Origin of the sequence: Agrobacterium salinitolerans (genome assembly GCF_027498475.1) — a bacterium.
Lineage (GTDB): Bacteria > Pseudomonadota > Alphaproteobacteria > Rhizobiales > Rhizobiaceae > Agrobacterium > Agrobacterium salinitolerans.
Genome location: NZ_JAPZLN010000003.1, coordinates 386,674 through 405,543, shown reverse-complemented (window position 1 = coordinate 405,543; position 18,870 = coordinate 386,674). Strand labels below are relative to the sequence as shown.

Here is an 18,870-nt window from a genome sequence, read left to right as displayed (position 1 = left end):
CTTGAGGCCTCACACGTCGCTCATACCGGCCCTTCTTTGGTCACGGTGATGAAGTCCGTTCCAGTGCCTGTCTCCAGCTGGTGACTGATATCCGAAACGGTGATCGAGCTGCCGCTTGAAAGCTCCTGCTCGATCCGGCTGCGTATTTCCGCGGGAATTTCGAGGCGGCCGAGCACGGCGCTCAGTTGATCGAAACCGCCCGGCGGTTCGGTAACGGAGATGCCAAGCCGCTTGCGGGCAGCCGCCGGCAGATGGTTTTCCAGCGTCACACCGTTCCATTCGGCGTTTCCGGCGGCGCGATCCACGGACACGGCTTCGAAGAAATGGGTTCCGAGCGCCACTTCCGGGTCCTTGATGTCGATGGCTGCTTCAAACAGCGGCTTGAAATCCTGCCGCACCATGATCTGGCCGCTCAGTGGGTGGTCTTCACCGGCGGAGGCATAAAGCGCCGTCACGAAGGCGTCTGTCAGAAGCGGCCCGGTGGTTTTCAGCCCTTTCCAGCGCTTGAAACCATTGATGGCGCTGATCGTCATCTCCCCGGCATAACCATCGGCTGCACCCGCTTCGAAACCGAGGCGGCTCAGCATGGTCTGGATATCCATCACCTTTTCCCGTTCGCCGCGCCGGGTGATGAGAATGCGCAGGGGCGAGGGCTCCCTGGTCTTTACCGCCGGCTTGAGCGCCTGGGTCTTTTCATTGACGGCAACTTCGACCGTCCCCAAGGCTGCATCGAACGTTGCCGGGCGCAATTCCACATCCGACAGAAGAAGCTTGCCGTCATCGGCATCGTCGCGCGGCTGAAACAACGCCGGATGCTGCACAAAGCGCAGCGAGACCGGCTGGTCGGTGATGATGACATGCACGCCGGTCCGGGTGTCGCCGAAAAGGGACTTGGCGAATTTGGACGGCAAGCGCACGCAGCCATGCGAGGCCGGATAGTTCGGCACCTTGCCTTCGTGCAGCGCGATGCCGGACCAGGTCAGCCGCTGCATGAAGGGCATGGGTGCGGCCGAGTAGATATTCGACTCGTGGTATTTCCGCTTTTCCAGAATTGAGAATATGCCGCTCGGTGTCTCATGTCCGGCCTTGCCGGTGGAGACTTTCGAGGTGGCGACGATTTCGCCGTTCTCATAAAGCGAGAGCGACTGATCGCTTTTCGATACCAGTATCTGCAGAGACCTGCTGTCAGCGGCAAGCGCCGGAAAGGCAAGAATGCTGGCCGACAGCATGCCGGCCATAAGACGGAGGCGAAGGGACATGACGCAATACACCACATGTACAAAACTTGCCTCACTCAATCATGCGAAGTTTAATGAAGCTTAAGGACCGCTCCTTCGCAACATCACTAATTTGTGTAAAATCTAAAATATATCCGGAGCGAGGCGGCTAGGATAGGATTGCGACCTGTCGCACAATCCCGCCACTGTTATTTGCGTGTTCCGAACGTATAGCCGGTCTCGACGCTGCCCTTGCCGAACTTGTCGCGCAGCTTGTCCATCGCCGCTTCCGCCGCGGCCCGACGGCCGGCCTCTCTGTCAACGAGATCGGGAGGATCGGCCAGCCCCGCATCGTGCAAATCGCTGACGCCGATGCCGATGAGCCGGAACCTGGTGCCGTCCGTTTCTTTTTCCAGCAGCGAAAGGCCGGTGCGGAAAATCCGGTCGGCGAGCTGCGTCGGATCGTCCAGCTTGCGGTTGCGGGTGCGGAGCTTGAAGTCTGCTGTCTTCATCTTCAGCACCACCGTCTGGCCGGCGATGCCGCTCTTCTTCAACCGCCAGGCAACCTTTTCGGAAAGCGAGCGCAGGATCGGTACGAGATCTTCATGGCGGGAAATATCATTGAAGAAGGTGGTTTCGGAAGACACGCTTTTGACGGGGTCGTTATTGTGCACATGCCTCTCATCAATGCCGCGCGAAAGCCGGAAGAGGCGTTGCCCCATCACGCCATAGCGGCGCATCAGCTCGCTTTCCTCCATCTCTTGCAGCTGCGCGATCATGCGGATACCGTCCGCCTCCAGCGTCGCCGCAAAGGCCTTGCCGACGCCCCAGATGGTGGTGACGGGCCTTGCTGCCAGAAAGGACAGCGCCTCTGCTTCACCGACAACTGAAAAACCGCGCGGTTTTTGCAGGTCGGACGCGACCTTGGCGAGAAACTTGCAATAGGAAAGCCCGGCGGAAACAGTCACCCCCACTTCCTTTTCCACCCGCCGGGCGAATTTCGCCAGCACACGAGCCGGTGGATCGTGATGCAGCCTCTCGGTGCCGGAAAGATCGAGAAACGCTTCGTCTATGGAAATCGGCTGCACGAGCGGCGTCAGTTCCTGCATCATCGCGCGGATTTCGCGCCCGACACGGCTGTATTTTTCCATATCCGGCTTGATGACGACAGCATCGGGACAGGCTTCCAGCGCCTTGAACATGGGCATGGCGGAACGCACCCCGTGAATGCGGGCGATATAACAGGCGGTGGAAACCACCCCGCGCTTGCCGCCGCCCACGATCACTGGTTTGTCGGCCAGTTCCGGATTGTCGCGCTTTTCGACCGAGGCGTAAAAGGCGTCACAATCGATATGGGCGATGCTCAGATCATAGAGTTCGGAATGATAGAGAAGACGCGGGCTGCCGCAGGCGCGGCAACGCCTCAGCCCTTCTGGCTGGCCGGCCAGACAGTCACGGCAAAAACCGGGATCATAGCGGTGCGACGTGGACATGGGTCGAAAACAAAACCAGAACGTTGCCGACCATACTCCGGCTGCGATGGCCACTCAAGGGGCGTCTCGTCAATACACACCTGAATCCAGCCCCGGTCCGGAAAAATGGTTCCAGGCAGCGGCCACGGTTTCGGGGGATGTATCGGTGGCGGCGCAGAAGGCCATCAGGTCCGGCTCGTGACTCATCAGGAAATCCGTCAGCCCTGCCAGAAAGCCGGGATCGTTGACAGCCTGGCGCAGCATGTTGGCCTGCAGCCCGCTCAGCGCCAGAAAACGCGCCAGCATGTCCGGTTCGTTTGCCAGCCAGCCAAGTATGGCGGCCGCCGTTTCTTGCGGATCTTGACCGACATTGCCTTTGTTTTTTGTATCGCGCAGCATTTCTTCCCCGAAGTTACCTATTTTGAAACCAAATCCCTCTAGCCTTGCGCAACAAATGGACGATGGAATCGGCTCTCTGACAACTTATATGTCTGGGTGAAGGTTTCAAAGCGAAACGGGGACTGCTCACCATGCCCAAGCAGGTCATGATAGTCGAAGACAACGAGCTGAACATGAAGCTCTTTCGCGACTTGATCGAGGCGTCTGGTTATACGACGATCCAGACGCGCAACGGTATGGAAGCGCTCGATCTTGCCCGCAAGCACCGCCCGGACCTCATCCTCATGGATATCCAGCTGCCGGAAGTTTCAGGGCTTGAGGTGACGAAGTGGCTGAAGGAAGATGACGAGCTGCATGTCATTCCGGTCATTGCGGTGACGGCTTTCGCCATGAAGGGCGACGAGGAACGCATTCGCCAGGGCGGATGCGAGGCCTATGTGTCTAAGCCGATTTCCGTTCCAAAATTCATCGAAGTCATCAAGACTTATCTGGGCGATGCTTGAGGCGACTGGGGAACGGTTATGACGGCGAGAGTTCTGGTTGTTGACGATATTCCGGCCAATGTGAAGCTTCTCGAAGCCCGTCTTCTGGCGGAATATTTCGATGTCGTCACCGCCGAGGATGGTTTCAAGGCGCTGGCGATCTGCGACAAGGAGCAGGTCGATATCATCCTGCTCGATATCATGATGCCGGGCATGGACGGTTTCGAGGTTTGCGAAAGGCTGAAGGCCAATCCGAATACCGCCCATATTCCGGTGGTCATGGTCACCGCACTCGATCAACCATCTGACCGCGTGCGTGGCCTCAAGGCCGGCGCTGACGATTTTCTCACCAAGCCGGTCAACGACCTTCAACTCATCGCCCGCGTCAAAAGCCTCGTGCGGCTCAAGGCCGTCAGCGATGAATTGCGGCTGCGCGCCGAAACCGCACGTCAGATCGGCATCGAGGAGATGCTGCGCAGCGACGGGCTGATGCAGACGCCGGGCCGCGTGCTGGTTGCGGATGGCCGCGCCAGCTCGCAGGAACGTATTGTGCGGGCGCTGAAGCCGGTTGCCGAGGTCGACGCCGTCACGGAACCGCAGGCGGCGCTGCTCAAGGCCGCGAGCAATCCTTTCGAGCTCGTCATCGTCAATTCCAATTTCGAGGATTACGATCCGCTGCGGCTGTGTTCACAGCTTCGCTCGCTGGAACGCACCCGTTTCCTGCCGCTGCTTCTGGTGGCGGAGCAGGGGGCGGACGATATGGTGGCGCGGGCGCTCGATCTTGGCGTGAATGATTACATTCTCCGTCCGATCGATCCGAACGAACTCGTCGCCCGGACGCTGACGCAGATCAGGCGCAAGCGCTATAACGAGCATCTGCGGCTCAATCTCCAGCACACGATGGAACTTGCCATTGTCGACGGGCTGACGGGCCTCAACAATCGCCGTTACCTCGACAGCCACCTGAAGATACTCTTCGACCGCGCCGCCGTTCGTGGCCGCCCGATCTCCATCTGCATGACCGATATAGACCGCTTCAAGCTGGTCAACGATACCTATGGCCACGATGTGGGCGATGAGGTGCTGCGGGAATTTGCAGCGCGCATCCGCAGCACCGTGCGCGGTGCCGATCTCGCCTGCCGTTATGGCGGGGAGGAGTTCGTCGTGGTCATGCCCGATACGCCGATGGAGCTTGCGGCAAGCGTCGCCGAGCGCCTGCGGGCGATCGTGGAAGACAAGCCTTTTTATGTTCGTTCCATCGACCGGGAATTGAGCATTACCGCTTCCCTCGGCATCGCCACCAGCAGCGGCGCCTTCGGCGCTCCGGACGAAATCCTGAAGCAGGCGGACAAAGCGCTTTACGAGGCGAAACACGCCGGACGCAACCGCGTCGTCGCTGCCGCTGCCTGAACCCTAATGGCCGATTAACTAAAATATTGCGGCAATCTTGCCGTCGTGTTCCGGCGAAGTAATTATTCGCGAAGCAAGTTGATCGTCGTAAGGCTGCAAGCCATTGACCTTGTATGTATTTTATCACTTTGCAATGAATAGATGCAGATCGACGATATAAATAGAGTTCAAGTTGAAAAATACGTTGAATTCAATCTCTCCGGCAACTATAGTGTGTCAGCTTCGTATACTTAACCATGTTTCCCAGGTGATGTGTCCCTGGATTAAGAATTTGTTGATTTTTATTTCACTTCTGCGCACACTCCTTATTGAGAGTAACAGTTCTTCCGGCGGCTTATCCGTCTTTTGATGATGAATGATAGCGGCTTTAGCCGTCGCGATTTCGTTCGTCAGGGGCTGGTATTGCGTAGTTTGAATGCCCCATGATGCTCAGGTCCGCCGCATCTCCTGAATCGTGGGGTCGGTCGGCTGACGATGTTCGAATCGGTTCCTCGTGCCGTAGTCACATCGTTGGCCGACCGCCTTCTTCCTGAAAATTGCCGTTTCGTGGTGTGCGCGTCGCGGCTTCGCGACGCATGCAATCCGTCTTTGTTAACGTCACGTGCGAAGCTGCGATACGGGGCAGGGGCGGACGGAGCCTTGGCGATGTGTCTTCAGAGCACCTGAATGATTGCTGCATCGGCCGGGGCGTCAAACCATGTGGTCGGACTTACCCATGGCTGCTCTCGTGCTTTGTTATTGACGGCTACAATTCCCCGGACAGCAGGGTAGACGGGCCTTGCTTGCCCCTTGGAAGGCGTCTGGGCGCGAAGAGGCTGGCGGCAGCATTTCCCTTCGGCGCAAACAAAAAACGCGCCCGTTGGGCGCGCTTTTGTCGGAGACAGATCAAGAAATTACTTGATCTTGGTTTCCTTGAATTCAACGTGCTTGCGTACAACCGGGTCGTACTTCGTCTTCGTCATCTTGTCCGTGAACGTACGGCTGTTCTTGGTGGTGACGTAAAAAGTGCCGGTGTCGGCTGTCGACAGCAGCTTGATCTTGATTGTTGTAGCTTTCGCCATGGTCGTCCTGCCTTTAAACAAAAGAGAAGCCGCAGGCGCTTCTGACCTCGGCTAAATCTGGCGCGAAACTACGTATCGCGACCGAAAAGTCAAGCCTGTTTCGCCCGGAAAACAAAACGGACGATATAAAGCACCACGTAAAGCCCGAAAAATACCGCCAGCGACCAGGCAAACCCGTCGGTTCCGGCAATGTCCATGGAAATGCCCACGGCCTGCGGCCCCGCAATCGTGCCAATGGCGTAACAGAAGATGAAGGCGGCATTGGCGGCGACCAGATCGGCGCCTTTCAGGCGCGATCCGAGATGGGTGAGGCCGACAGTATACATTCCCGAGACCAGGCCGCCCCAGAACAGCAACAGGGCCGCCACCAGAAGCCAGTTTTCCACTAGGAAAGGCAGCGCCAGCGTGCCGCAGACGCCGGCAAAGGCCATCAGCCCCAGCATCGTCCGCCGGTCCTTCATCCGGTCCGAAAGCAGGCCGATCGGTATCTGGAAAACCATATTGCCGATGCCCATCACGGTAAGGAGAAGCGCTGCCTGCGATTCGTTGAAGCCTTCCCGCGTCGCATAGATCGGAAACAGCGAAAGGCCGCCGGCCTGCACCGAACCGAAGACGAAGGCCGCCGCGGACGCCATGGGCACCAGCCAGACATAACGGACGAAATGGTGGTTGGGCCGCTCGTCCAGCTCCGGGCTTTCGCCGCGCGCCATAAAGATCGGGATCGCGGCGAGCAGGATGATCGCCGCACCGACCAGAAACGGCAATATGCCTTCGCTGCCCACCACGGAAAACAGCAGCGGACCAACCGCGAATCCGACCGCAAGGCCGGTGGCGTAGATGCCGAGAACCATGCCGCGCTTCCTGGGCGGCGCCGTCATGTTGATCCAGTATTCGGAAAGAATGAACAGCGTGGTGGTGGCGCCGTGGAAAACGATTCGCAGCGGAAACCACATCCAGAAGGCTTCGGCGAAATAAAAACCGAGCGCGCTCAGTGCCGAAACGACGACTGCGAACAGCATGGTTCGCGCCACGCCGAAATCATGGGCGATCTTGGTGGTCACGGGGGCCGCCATCATCGCCGCGACGCCGGCCATAGCCGAATTCACCCCGATCATGGTGGAAGAGATGCCGCGCTTCTCAAGGATGATCGACAGGAGCGGAAGGCCGAGGCCGATGGCGACGCCGACCGCACTGATGGCGGAAATGGCGGCGATCAGTGAGGGCCAGTGGATGGCGTCCGCTTCTTCGCATTTCATTTGTGACATGACGGCCTTTATACAAAGTCTCGAATGAACCGGCCGTGGCGCGTGACATAGAGCCGCGCGGGGCTTTCAAAGGGCAATGAGGGATCACCTATCATGAGCTTTGTGACATCTTCGAGAACCGTGCGCGTGATTTTCGGCATGTTCAGACTGGAAAGGTCTGTCATGTCAAGCCATTGCACGTCGGAGAGTTCGTCGGAATCGCGTGTGAGGCTAATATCGAGGTGCAGTTCATCTGCATAACAGCAGAAGAATCGCGTGTCGTAGCGCCGCACATTGCCGGGCGGGGTGATGGCACGGGCCACATATCGGAAACGGGAAAGATCGGGACCCTTGGTGTTCAAGCCAAGATCCACGCCAGTTTCCTCGAAAAGCTCGCGCGCGGCGGCAAGCGCCAGCGCTCTTGCGCCGGCGGCGCTGAGCCGCCGTGCCGCGGAGGCAGTGAGACTGTGGAGAACGGTGGGATGCAGATCGCTCGAAAAGGGCAGCGCATGGTCGCGCGGATCGCGTTTGCCGCCTGGAAACACATAAGCGCCCGGCATGAAGACATGGGCGCTGCTGCGCCGGCCCATCAACACCCTGAGTTGCGAGCCGGACCGGTCGAACAAAATCATGGAGGCGGCGTCGCGCGGCCGCATGGGCGTGTTCGTCGTTTCGGCGCGCCGGGGAGGCGGAGGCACGTGCAAGGTCCCGTCCGCCGTCAGTGAGAAGAGCCGTCGATCTGCACTTTCTGTTGTTTTCGGTCGAATCCGTGCATCTTCAGCGCCCATTGCAAGCCGATGACACCGCCCTTGATCGGTTGCAGCGTCAGAAGCGCTGCCAGAATGGTGATCGGCACCCAGATGGCGAAATGGGCCCACATGGGAATGTTGAGGACCATGTCGGTCATCATGAAGCCGCCGACCGCGATATGGCCGATGATGACGATAGAGATATAGGGTGGCAGGTCGTCCGAGCGGTGATGGTGCATTTCCTCGCCGCAGGCCGCGCAGGCATCCACCGGCTTTAGCCAGGCACGGAAGAGGCGACCGCTGCCACAGGCCGGGCAACGGTTTGCCATGCCGCGCATGATGGACCGGCCAAGCGGCCGTTCGGCGCTGTCGTCTCCGAAGGTAACGGTCTCCGAGCCCCGGTGTGCACTCATCCTTAAGTCCTTCCCGTCCGTTCAACCGCCGAGGCGGCCTTGTTATCGTCGCCTTCTCGGCGGCCGTGTTCCGGGCTTGGCGGCAGCCCGTGCTGTCCGCCGTCCGGCCTTATGGAACGAGCGTACGCCCATCGGCATCTTGCGCCCCGGACTCAGCATATCGAATCTCAGCGCACCCGCCAGCGGCACCGCTTCCGCGAGCCTCACCTGCACCGTGTCACCAAGCTGATAACCGAGACCGGTCTTTTCCCCCGTGAGGGCCTGATGGGCTTCGTCGTACAGGAAATAATCGGTTCCAAGCGTAGATATAGGAACGAATCCATCAGCACCAAACTGCGGAAGCGCGACAAATAGTCCCGCCTTGGTGACACCGCCGACCCGGCCCTCGAATTCCTCGCCGACCCTTTCGGAAAGGTGATGCGCGATGAGACGATTGACCGTGTCTCGCTCCGCCGCCATGGCGCGGCGCTCGAAGGTCGAGATTTCGGCGGCGATATCGTCCAGCGTCGCCTCTTCCTGCGGCGTGATGCCGCCTTCACCGAGGCCAAGCGAGCCCACCAGCGCGCGATGCACGATGAGGTCGGCATAACGGCGGATCGGAGAGGTGAAATGGGCGTATTTCATCAGGTTGAGGCCGAAATGGCCGATATTTTCGGGGCTGTAGATCGCCTGGCTCTGGCTGCGCAGCACCATCTCGTTGACCATGATCTGGTGCGGCGTATCGATGGCGCGCGCCAGAATGCCGTTGAAGGAATTGGCGCGCATGGCCGCACCCTTGGCCATGGAAATGCCGATGGTGCCGAGGAATTCGCGCAGCACTTCCTGCTTGGAAAGTGTGGGCGCATCGTGGACGCGATAGACCAGCGGCTGCTTCTTCTTTTCGAGCGTCTCGGCGGCGGCGACATTCGCCTGGATCATCATTTCCTCGATCAGCTTGTGCGCATCGAGACGTTCGGGAATGACGACCTTGTCTACCGTGCCGTCGGGCCTGAGCTGGATCTTGCGCTCTGGCATATCGAGTTCCAGCGGTTGGCGGCGGTCGCGCCCACGCTTCATCACCTCATAGGCGTGCCACAGCGGCTTCAGGATCGGTTCCAGCAGCGGGCCGGTCTTGTCGTCAGGCGTACCGTCGATTGCGGCTTGCGCCTGCTGGTAAGACAGCTTGGCGGCACTTTTCATCATGATGCGATGGAAAGTGTGGCTCGCCTTGCGGCCTTCCTTTGAAAACGTCATGCGCACCGCAAGGGCAGGGCGATCGACGCCTTCCTTCAGCGAGCAGAGATCGTTGGAAATGCGCTCCGGCAGCATCGGCACGACACGGTCGGGGAAATAGACGGAGTTGCCGCGCTTCAGCGCCTCGCGGTCGAGTGGCGCGCCGGGCCGCACATACCAGGAGACATCGGCAATGGCGACGGTGACGATGACACCGTCAGGATTGTCGGGCGAGTGGTCAGGTTCGGCATAAACTGCGTCGTCATGGTCCTTGGCGTCGGCCGGATCGATGGTGATGAGCGGCAGGTCGCGCCAGTCCTCGCGGTGCGACATGGTCGCTGCCTTGGCCGCATCCGCTTCCGCCAGAACATTCGGCGGGAAGATATGCGGGATGCCGTGCGCATGGATCGCGATCATCGAGATCGCCTTTTCCGAGGCCACCGAGCCGATGACCGACAGCACCTTGGCGCGGGTCAGGCCATAACGGCCGCTGTTGCGCGAGGTTTCAACCTCGATCAGATCGCCATCCTTGGCATCGCCGACGCCATCGGGATCGATCACCATTTCTTCGCCGCGGCGATCGATCGGCATCAGCCGTCCACCGCCACCGGGCGCTTCCTTGAAGACGCCGAGCAGCGCGTTCTGGCGACGGTCGATGAGCTTCACGACGCGGGCCGTATAGGCCGGGCCGGAGTTTTCCTTGGAGGGGAAGATTTTCGCCAGAATACGGTCACCGAGACCGGCTACCGGGGCCTTCTTGCCGCGGTCCTGCGAGGACTGGCGGATGAGCACGGCCGGCGCTGCGCCCAGATCCTCGGGCCATTCCGCCGGGCGGCCGATCAATTCGCCGTCCTTGTCGCGGGTGGTGATGTCGAGAACCGTCACGGGCGGCAGGCCGCCCGGTCGCGTCAGCGACTTGCGGCTCTTGTGCACCATGCCATCGACTTCGAGTTCCTTCAGCAGGGCTTTCAGAACGATGCGGTTTTCGCCCTTCAGCCCGAAAGCCTTGGCGATTTCGCGTTTGGAGGCCTGCTGCGGATGGTCCGCGATGAATTTCAGAAGCACTTCGCGGGAAGGCACCTCGCCATGGATGATGCCTGCACCTTCGCTCACCCGCTTGCCGCGCCCGGTGCGTCCGAAACCGTCACTGGCGGAACCCTGTCTCTGACGTGGCGCCTTGCTCACTCTGCTGCCTTCTTGGGTTTGGCCGCTGCCTTCGGCTTGGCGGCCGCCTTGCTCTTGGTTGCCGCCTTGGCCTTGGTGGTTTTCGGCTTTGCCGCTGTCTCACCATCGGCCTTCTTGGCGGTGGTTTTCTTCGCCTTGGCAGGCTTGCCGCCCGTGCCGGTCTTGGCAATGCGCTCGGCAATCAGCACCAGCGCCTCGTCCAGCGTCACGGAAGCCGGATCCTGCCCCTTCGGAATGGTGGCATTGACCTTGCCCCAGTTGACGTAAGCGCCATACCGCCCGTCGCGGACGGTGATGGCGCCGCCATCGGGATGGTCGCCCAGTTCCTTGAGAGCAGCCGGCGTGCCGCTGCGGCCGCGTCCTGGTCCCTTGCTCTGCTTTTCGGCAATAACGGTCACGGCTCGGTTGAGACCGATCGAGAACACGTCCTCGATGCTTTCAAGGTTCGCATAGGAACCATCATGCAGCAGGAACGGCCCATAGCGGCCGAGGCCGGCGGAGATCATCTTGGCCGTCTCCGGGTGCTTGCCGATATCGCGGGGCAGATTGATGAGCGCCAAGGCCTTTTCGTGGTCGATATCTTCAGGCTTCCAGCCCTTGGGCAGCGACGAGCGCTTGGCTTCCTTGCCGTCGCCGCGCTGGATATAGGGTCCGAAACGGCCAGACCGAAGCGTCAACTCCTCGCCGGTCATCGGATCGGCACCGAGTGCTTTCGGCTCGTTGGACACGGAAGCTTCGGCTTCCGAGCCATCGGAGGTGAGCTGGCGGGTAAAGTTGCACTCCGGATAATTGGAGCAACCGACGAAAGCGCCGTATTTGCCGAGCTTCAGCGAAAGATTGCCGGTGCCGCAAACCTGACAGATGCGCGGATCGGAGCCATCCTCGCGCTTGGGGAAGACCAGCGGCGCCAGAACCTCGTTCAGCGCATCCAGAACGTTGGTGACACGCAGTTCCTTGGTGTCTTCGATCTGGGCGAAGAAATCCTTCCAGAAATCACGCAGAACCTGCTTCCAGTCCAACTCGCCGGCGGAGATGCGGTCGAGCTTTTCTTCAAGGGCGGCGGTGAAATCATATTCGACGTATTTGGTAAAGAAGCTTTCGAGGAAAGCGGTCACAAGCCGGCCGCGCGAATGCGGGATCAGCTTGCGCTTGTCGACGACGATATATTCGCGGTCGCTCAGCGTCTTCAGCGTTGCCGCATAGGTGGAAGGACGGCCGATGCCGAGTTCTTCCATCTTCTTGATAAGCGAGGCTTCCGAATAACGCGGCGGCGGTTCGGTGAAGTGCTGGCTGGCGTTGATCTTCTGCTTGGCGAGGTTCTCGCGCTCATTGATCGGCGGCAGACGGCCTTCATCGTCACCATCGTCGCTCTGCTCGCCATCTTCCTTCTGGTCGGTATAGGCGGCGATAAAGCCGTCGAAGCGGATGACAGAGCCAACGGCGCGCAGGCCAGCCTTCTCGCCGCCATTGGTGGCAAGGATTTCCACTGTGGTACGCTCGATTTCTGCCGACGCCATCTGGCTGGCGATACCGCGCTTCCAGATCAGATCGTAAAGACGCAACTGATCGGCATCGAGGTAACGCTTCACCTGATCCGGCGTGCGGTTGAAATCGGTCGGGCGGATTGCTTCGTGCGCTTCCTGGGCGTTTTTTGCCTTGGTGGAGTAAAAGCGCGCCTTTTCCGGCACATAACGGTCGCCGAACTGCTCGCCAATGGCCTTTCGGGCGGCATCGATCGCTTCCGGGGCCATCTGTACGCCGTCGGTACGCATATAGGTGATCAGACCGACGGTCTCGCCGCCGATATCGATACCTTCATAAAGCTTCTGCGCCACCTGCATGGTGCGCGAGGCGCCAAAGCCCATGCGCGAAGACGCGGCCTGCTGCAGCGTCGAGGTGGTGAAGGGCGGGCCGGGATTGCGCTTGACGGGTTTCGCCTCGACCGTATCCACGACATAGGTCGCGCCTTCCAGCAGTGTCTTCAGCCGGCTTGCATCGTCGCCGGTCTTGATCGCGCGGTTCTGCAACCGCTTGCCATCGGCCGAAACCAGCTTGGCCTCGAACTCGTCACCGCGCGGTGTCTTCAACAGCGCGCTGATGTTCCAGTATTCTTCGGAGACGAAACGCTCGATCTCGGCTTCGCGGTCGCAGACGAGACGCAGCGCCACAGACTGAACACGACCGGCGGAACGCGCGCCCGGCAGCTTGCGCCACAGAACCGGAGAGAGATTAAAACCGACGAGATAATCGAGTGCACGGCGGGCGAGATAGGCGTCGACCAGCGGCACATCGATGTCGCGCGGGTTGGCCATGGCGTCCAGAACCGCCTTCTTGGTGATGGCGTTGAAGACCACGCGCTTCACCGGCTTGTCGCCAAGCACACGCTTCTTCTTCAGGAGATCGAGAACGTGCCAGGAAATGGCTTCGCCTTCGCGATCCGGGTCGGTTGCGAGAAAAAGGCCGTCGGAGGATTTTACCGCATCGGCAATATCCTTCATGCGCTTGGCGGACGCGCTATCGACCTCCCAGGACATTTCGAAATCCTGATCGGGCAGCACCGATCCGTCCTTGGCAGGAAGGTCTCTGACGTGGCCAAAGGATGCAAGAACCTTATAGCCCGAGCCAAGATACTTATTGATCGTCTTGGCTTTGGCAGGAGATTCTACGACGACGACATTCATATTGTTCTTCTCTGGAACTGGTCCGTTAACGTGGCCCCGGTTGCAGCGTGGTGCCGCAATTGGCCTTCTTTATAATTCGACATGGACAGGTAATGCCCGCTGGTCAAGAGGCAAGCCCGATTTTCTCGCTTCAAGATGAGTGCAACCTATGGATAATCTATTGTTGTATTGCAATCTTTGGTAAATTGGTTATGATGGGCAACATCATTTGAACAGACTTAATGCTTCCCGTTTCAGGCTGAATTTCCAGGATAAATATATGGTCCCGAACGCGACAAACAATAATGCCGAAAATGAAGGGACCAGAGAGAGCTTGGCATACATCCGCCAGATGCTGGCGGAACTGCGGCAGGTAGCGCACCGGGAAGGCGCCGACATGCTGTGTTATCTGATCGAGATGGCCTATGTCGAAGTCGGCGATATCCAGAGCGGACGGCGCAAGCTGTCAATCCGCGATGAAGAGCGAAACACGCCCCCCGGCATGCCGGTTTAGACGTCCGGCAATATCAAGCTCCAGCAGCACCAGGTGAACGGTGGCAGCGGAGAAACCCGTGTGACGGATGATATCGTCCGTTTCCACAGGCGAGGGACCGAGAGCGGCGGCGATGATGCTACGCTCGTCGTCCCCCGGTGGTGACATCTCGGTGTCGGATCTCGGTTCCTCGATCTTGCGGTCATAGGGCAATTGCGGCTCCATTAGCGGTCGCAGTGCGTCGAGGATATCGGCTGCACCCGTGGTCAGCATGGCGCCTTCCTTGATCAGCCGGTTGGTGCCTTCACAGCGCGCGTCGAGCGGCGAGCCGGGCACGGCGAAAACAAGCCGTCCGGCTTCACCTGCAAGCCGCGCCGTAATCAATGAACCCGAACGTTCCGCCGCTTCCACGATGACGACGCCGAGCGAGACGCCCGCGATCAGCCGATTGCGGCGCGGGAAATCCCGCGCGCGAGGCTCCCAGCCAAACGGCATTTCGCTGATTGTCGCGCCGCCCTGATCGTATATTTCCTGCAAAAGTCCGAAATTTTCCTGCGGGTAGGGGCGGTCGAGACCGCCGGCCAGCATAGCCACTGTGCCGGTTGCAAGACTTGCCCTGTGCGCGGCCGCATCGATGCCCCGCGCCAGTCCCGATGCAATCGTATAACCGGCCCGTCCACAGTCGCGTGCCAGCATGGCGGCGAATTTCGCGCCGTTGATGGAGGCGTTGCGTGAACCGACGATGCCGACGCAGGCTCTTGTCGCCGCATCCGCCGATCCCTTCATGGCGATCAGCGGCGGCGCCCCATCCATCTGCCGCAGGGCTGGCGGATAATCCGGTTCGCCAATGCCGACGAAACGCGCGCCGAATTTATCGGCGGTTTCGATCTCGCCTTCCGCTTCCGCCTGGGTGGCAATGCGCGGACTGCGCGAAGAACCGCCACGGCGCGACAGTTCGGGCAGGGCATCAAGCGCCTTTTCAGCACTGCCGAAATGATTGATAAGTTCGCGAAAGGTCACGGGACCGATATTATCGCTGCGGATCAACCGTAGCCACGCCACCCGCTGCCGCGCGGAAAGCTCTATGCCTTGCCGTGTATTTTCCTTATTCGGCATGACATGTCCCCAAGGTGAACCTTAGCTCTTCTGTCCGATCCTGCTTTCCGTGCCCGCAATCAGACGTCTGATATTTTCGTGGTGTTTCAACCAGGAAATCACACTGAGCAGCGTCACGAGAAGCGCCGTCTTCTCGGGTCCGAGCACCCAAAGCGCTACGGGGATGATCACCATTGCCACCAGCGCCGAGAGCGACGAATAACGGGTGATAAAGGCGGTCGCGATCCAGATGAGCGCAAAGGCAAGCATCATGAGGGGAGCCGCGCCTAGAAGAACGCCGATATAGGTGGCCACACCCTTGCCGCCCTTGAAGCCCAGCCACACGGGAAACAGGTGGCCGAGAAAGGCGAAGAAACCGGCGACCAGCGAGGCTTCGTAACCCCAGAGCGCATTGGCGACCAGAACCGCCGCCGTGCCCTTCAGCGCGTCGAGCAAAAGGGTTGCGGCGGCGAGCTTCTTGTTGCCGGTACGCAGCACGTTGGTGGCGCCGATATTGCCGGAGCCGATCTTGCGCACGTCGCCCAGACCGGCCATGCGGGTAAGAAGGAGGCCGAACGGAATGGAGCCCAATAGATAGCCGATCAGCGCCGCCAGCGCGAGAAGGGCAGGCGCGGTCTGCCACTCAGTCAAAGCACTCATTCCAATGTCCCCTCTGTCCCGCCGTCAGCGTGATCTCTGTTCGTGATCTTATGCCAAGGAATGAACGGCTTTGCCAGCCACATAAGTGGCGACAGCGCGGCCGCTGAAACGGGCATCCTCGAACGGCGTGTTCTTGGATTTCGAGACCAGCTGGTCCTTCGCCACGAGCCACGGCTCATCGAGGTCGATCAGCGTGATATCTGCCTTCGCACCGGCTTTGAGCGTTCCTGCATCCAGTCCGAAAATCTTGGCTGGGCGGGTGGAGAGCGCATCGATCAGCCGCATCAGCGGAACGTCGCCGCTGTGATGGAGGCGCAACGCCGCCGCCAGCATGGTTTCGAGCCCCACCGCGCCGCTCGCCGCATCCGAAAACGGCAGACGCTTGGTGTCGACATCCTGCGGATCATGCGATGAGACGATGATATCGATCGTGCCGTCCTTCAGCGCTTCCACCATCGCCTTGCGGTCGTCTTCAGCGCGCAGCGGTGGCGAGAGCTTGAAGAAGGTGCGGTATTCGCCGATATCGTTCTCATTGAGCGTGAGGTGATTGATCGAGATGCCGCAGGTGGCCTTCACGCCCCGCTGCCGCGCAACGCGGATCGCTTCTGCCGATTCCGGAACGGAAATCTTGGCGGCGTGGTAGATCGCCTGCGTCAGTCCAGCAATGCGCAGGTCGCGCTCCAGCGGAATGATCTCGGCTTCCTTGGGAACGCCTGACAGGCCGAGCCAGCTCGCGAAAAGCCCCTCGTTCATGTCGCCGCCACCGATATATTTGTCGCGCGTCTCGAGCGCGATCACCGCGCCGAGTTCACGGGCATAGGTCATGGCGCGGCGCAGCACCAGCGTGTCGGAAAGCGCCTTGCGGCCATTGGTGAAGGCCACCGCACCGGCTTCCTTCAACATGCCGAACTCGGTCATTTCCTCGCCCCGCAGGCCCTTGGTCAAAGCGGCTGCGGGATGGACATTGACGATTGCCTTGTCGCGCGCCGTCTTCTTCACATATTCGACAAGCGCGATGTCATCGATCACAGGATCGGTATCCGGCATCATGATGATGCTGGTGACGCCGCCGGCCGCTGCCGCGCGTGAGGCGGATTCGATGGTTTCGCGGTGCTCGGCGCCGGGTTCGCCGACAAAGACGCGGGCATCCACCAAACCGGGAACGGCCAGCATACCCTTGTAGTCGCGAACCGTCGCCCCTTCCGGAGCGCCCTGATTATGTGCGTCCTTGCCAGCCGCCAGAATGGTGCCATCGGCGCCGATGACGATGCTGCCGGTCTCGTCGAGATTGCGGGAAGGATCGACGATGCGGAGGTTCTTGAGAACGGTAACGGCACTCATACGCGCTCACCCTGGTTTTGCGAGAGAAGCAGTGTTTCCATGACGGCCATGCGCACGGCAACCCCCATTTCCACCTGGCTTTCAATGACGCTCTGCGGACCATCTGCCACTTCGGAGGCGATTTCCACGCCGCGGTTCATCGGGCCGGGATGCATGACCAGCGCATCTTCCTTCGCTGCCTTCAGCTTCTCGGCATCCAGACCGTAATAGTGGAAATATTCGCGCACCGAAGGGACGAAGGAGCCGGACATACGCTCGCGCTGAAGGCGCAGCATCATCACCACATCGGCGTCCTTCAATCCTTCCTTCATGTCGTGGAAAACCTCCACGCTCATGTCGCGAATGCCGGAGGGAAGAAGCGTGGCGGGAGCGACGACGCGCACACGCGCACCCATCTGGTTGAGCAGGATGATGTTGGAGCGGGCAACGCGCGAATGCAGCACATCGCCGCAGATTGCCACTGTGATACCCGAAAGCTCGCCCTTGGCGCGGCGGATGGTCAGCGCGTCGAGAAGCGCCTGTGTCGGGTGCTCATGCTGGCCGTCTCCGGCATTGACCACGGAGCAGGCGACCTTTTGCGCGAGAAGCGCGGCCGCACCGGCCGACGAATGGCGCACGACCAGCACATCCGGGCGCATCGCATTCAGCGTCATCGCCGTATCGATCAGCGTTTCGCCCTTCTTTACCGAGGAATTGCCGACCGACATGTTCATCACATCGGCGCCGAGGCGCTTTCCGGCCAGCTCGAAGGAAGATTGTGTCCGCGTCGAGGCTTCGAAGAACAGGTTGATCTGCGTCAGCCCCCGGAGCGTCGAGGTCTTCTTCTCGCGCTGGCGGCTGATTTTTACCGCCTCGTCGGCCTTGTCGAGAAGCAGGGTGATATCCTGATGGGAAAGCCCCTTGATGCCGAGGAGATGGCGATGGGGGAAGAAGACCATGCGGTTTGCCTCCTGACGGGCGTCGCATTTTCCCGTGAAAATGCCCGGAACACCCGAATGCTGATCCGCGCGCTCCCCTTCGCTGTGAACACGCCTCAGGAGTGCGGCGGAATTCGGTCCTGCGCTCTATAGAGACTGCATGGTCGCGGGGCAAGCGCCCGCAACTCCTGAAATGAAAACATGGCGATATTTCCCCAATCCTCGAGGGCAAAGGGTCCTAAGACGGAAGGAACAGACATCAGACGATGCCGTGTTCTTTCAAAAGAGCCTGTTCGTCGCCTGACGCCCAACCGAAAACCTTCGGTGTTCCATCCAGCCTCTGGACGAAGTAGTGAACATCGAAATCGATTGCGACATCCGGTTGCCGCTTACGGGCAAAGGTCGCAGTCCAGGCGACATGTGCCACACAATGATGTTCATCGATGGGCGAGATACGGAGATTGCGTATCCGCATCTCCTTCGTTCCGATCATCCGATAGCGCTCGTAACCCTTCATCATGACCTGCTTTAAGTGGTCATCGTTCTTTCCGGTCATCACCCCGGCGGGGGATGCGGCGATGAAGTCGGAGGCGTAGAGCTCCGCTATCTCCTCCACATCCATGTCACCCTCAAGAGACTTGTTGAAAAATCGCTCATATCGCTCGAAAAGCTTTCTTGCGCTGGCCTCCATGGTTCCCTCCCTGTGCAGCCGTTCATCAAGTCGCCAACCGAAAAAGCCCGTCGTGGGTTCCACATCTGGCTGCGGATTTTGGGGAATGCTTTATCTGTCATGCCACGTCAGTCGTGGCCGCAATCTCTGCGCGCCGCCGCTCAGGGCTGTTTCGGACGTTGCCGCCGGT

17 protein-coding genes are annotated in these 18,870 nt (G+C 59.9%); 3 read left to right on the top strand and 14 right to left on the bottom strand.

Annotated features, from left to right (window positions below):
• Positions 1-20: 20 nt before the first annotated feature.
• The 3 genes from O9X91_RS13955 to O9X91_RS13945 all read right to left on the bottom strand — a co-directional run bounded on the left by O9X91_RS13955 (position 21) and on the right by O9X91_RS13945 (position 3,088).
• Positions 21-1,259, bottom strand: coding sequence for a L,D-transpeptidase family protein (locus tag O9X91_RS13955; protein WP_137410199.1), 1,239 nt, complete (start codon positions 1,257-1,259; stop codon positions 21-23).
• A 167-nt stretch (positions 1,260-1,426) separates the two neighbouring features.
• Entirely contained in the window at positions 1,427-2,710 is a 1,284-nt protein-coding gene (locus O9X91_RS13950) for a DNA polymerase IV (RefSeq protein ID WP_142912123.1), read from the bottom strand.
• Positions 2,711-2,779: 69 nt separating this feature from the next.
• Entirely contained in the window at positions 2,780-3,088 is a 309-nt protein-coding gene (locus tag O9X91_RS13945; RefSeq protein WP_077982437.1) for a DUF3572 domain-containing protein, read from the bottom strand.
• Positions 3,089-3,219: 131 nt separating this feature from the next.
• Here O9X91_RS13945 and O9X91_RS13940 point away from each other — a divergent pair, with 131 nt between their 5' ends.
• Together O9X91_RS13940 and O9X91_RS13935 are read left to right on the top strand one after the other, a co-directional pair.
• Positions 3,220-3,591: a response regulator gene (locus O9X91_RS13940; RefSeq protein ID WP_003521498.1), complete on the top strand. Its 372-nt coding sequence runs from the start codon at positions 3,220-3,222 to the stop codon at positions 3,589-3,591.
• 18 nt (positions 3,592-3,609) lie between these two features.
• Positions 3,610-4,980, top strand: coding sequence for a PleD family two-component system response regulator (locus O9X91_RS13935; RefSeq protein WP_142912124.1), 1,371 nt, complete (start codon positions 3,610-3,612; stop codon positions 4,978-4,980).
• A gap of 893 nt (positions 4,981-5,873) precedes the next feature.
• Here the strand turns inward: O9X91_RS13935 and rpmG are convergent.
• The 6 genes from rpmG to topA form a co-directional block, all read right to left on the bottom strand.
• Positions 5,874-6,041 carry a 50S ribosomal protein L33 gene (gene rpmG / locus O9X91_RS13930; RefSeq protein WP_003496403.1) on the bottom strand — a complete coding sequence of 56 codons (168 nt, stop codon included), beginning with the start codon at positions 6,039-6,041 and terminating at the stop codon, positions 5,874-5,876.
• A gap of 89 nt (positions 6,042-6,130) precedes the next feature.
• Positions 6,131-7,297, bottom strand: a complete 1,167-nt coding sequence (locus tag O9X91_RS13925) for an MFS transporter (protein ID WP_162520391.1) — start codon at positions 7,295-7,297, stop codon at positions 6,131-6,133.
• A 17-nt stretch (positions 7,298-7,314) separates the two neighbouring features.
• Positions 7,315-7,941 carry an NUDIX hydrolase gene (locus tag O9X91_RS13920; RefSeq protein ID WP_191217653.1) on the bottom strand — a complete coding sequence of 209 codons (627 nt, stop codon included), beginning with the start codon at positions 7,939-7,941 and terminating at the stop codon, positions 7,315-7,317.
• Positions 7,942-8,003: 62 nt separating this feature from the next.
• A complete protein-coding gene (locus tag O9X91_RS13915; RefSeq protein ID WP_142912126.1) occupies positions 8,004-8,447 on the bottom strand; it encodes a DUF983 domain-containing protein in 444 nt (147 codons plus the stop codon).
• Between the two features lie 42 nt (positions 8,448-8,489).
• The gene (gene rnr / locus O9X91_RS13910) at positions 8,490-10,844 is read right to left on the bottom strand and encodes a ribonuclease R (RefSeq protein ID WP_269833226.1); all 2,355 of its coding nucleotides are present in this window, start codon (positions 10,842-10,844) and stop codon (positions 8,490-8,492) included.
• On the bottom strand, positions 10,841-13,525 hold the full coding sequence (gene topA / locus O9X91_RS13905; protein WP_269833227.1) for a type I DNA topoisomerase: 2,685 nt from the start codon (positions 13,523-13,525) through the stop codon (positions 10,841-10,843). Before topA ends, rnr begins: the two co-directional genes overlap by 4 nt.
• 259 nt (positions 13,526-13,784) lie before the next feature.
• Here topA and O9X91_RS13900 point away from each other — a divergent pair, with 259 nt between their 5' ends.
• Positions 13,785-14,018 (top strand): hypothetical protein, encoded by a 234-nt coding sequence (locus tag O9X91_RS13900; RefSeq protein WP_142912129.1) that lies wholly within the window; start codon positions 13,785-13,787, stop codon positions 14,016-14,018.
• Here the strand turns inward: O9X91_RS13900 and dprA are convergent.
• The 5 genes from dprA to O9X91_RS13875 form a co-directional block, all read right to left on the bottom strand.
• On the bottom strand, positions 13,971-15,113 hold the full coding sequence (gene dprA / locus O9X91_RS13895) for a DNA-processing protein DprA (protein WP_269833228.1): 1,143 nt from the start codon (positions 15,111-15,113) through the stop codon (positions 13,971-13,973). The genes O9X91_RS13900 and dprA overlap by 48 nt on opposite strands.
• Before the next feature lie 21 nt (positions 15,114-15,134).
• On the bottom strand, positions 15,135-15,752 hold the full coding sequence (gene plsY / locus O9X91_RS13890) for a glycerol-3-phosphate 1-O-acyltransferase PlsY (protein WP_162520362.1): 618 nt from the start codon (positions 15,750-15,752) through the stop codon (positions 15,135-15,137).
• Between the two features lie 48 nt (positions 15,753-15,800).
• The gene (locus O9X91_RS13885; protein WP_142912131.1) at positions 15,801-17,093 is read right to left on the bottom strand and encodes a dihydroorotase; all 1,293 of its coding nucleotides are present in this window, start codon (positions 17,091-17,093) and stop codon (positions 15,801-15,803) included.
• Positions 17,090-18,031, bottom strand: a complete 942-nt coding sequence (locus tag O9X91_RS13880) for an aspartate carbamoyltransferase catalytic subunit (RefSeq protein WP_142912132.1) — start codon at positions 18,029-18,031, stop codon at positions 17,090-17,092. Before O9X91_RS13880 ends, O9X91_RS13885 begins: the two co-directional genes overlap by 4 nt.
• Before the next feature lie 238 nt (positions 18,032-18,269).
• Complete coding sequence (locus O9X91_RS13875) at positions 18,270-18,701, bottom strand: DUF4440 domain-containing protein (RefSeq protein ID WP_077982426.1); 432 nt, start codon at positions 18,699-18,701, stop codon at positions 18,270-18,272.
• Positions 18,702-18,870 lie beyond the last annotated feature (169 nt).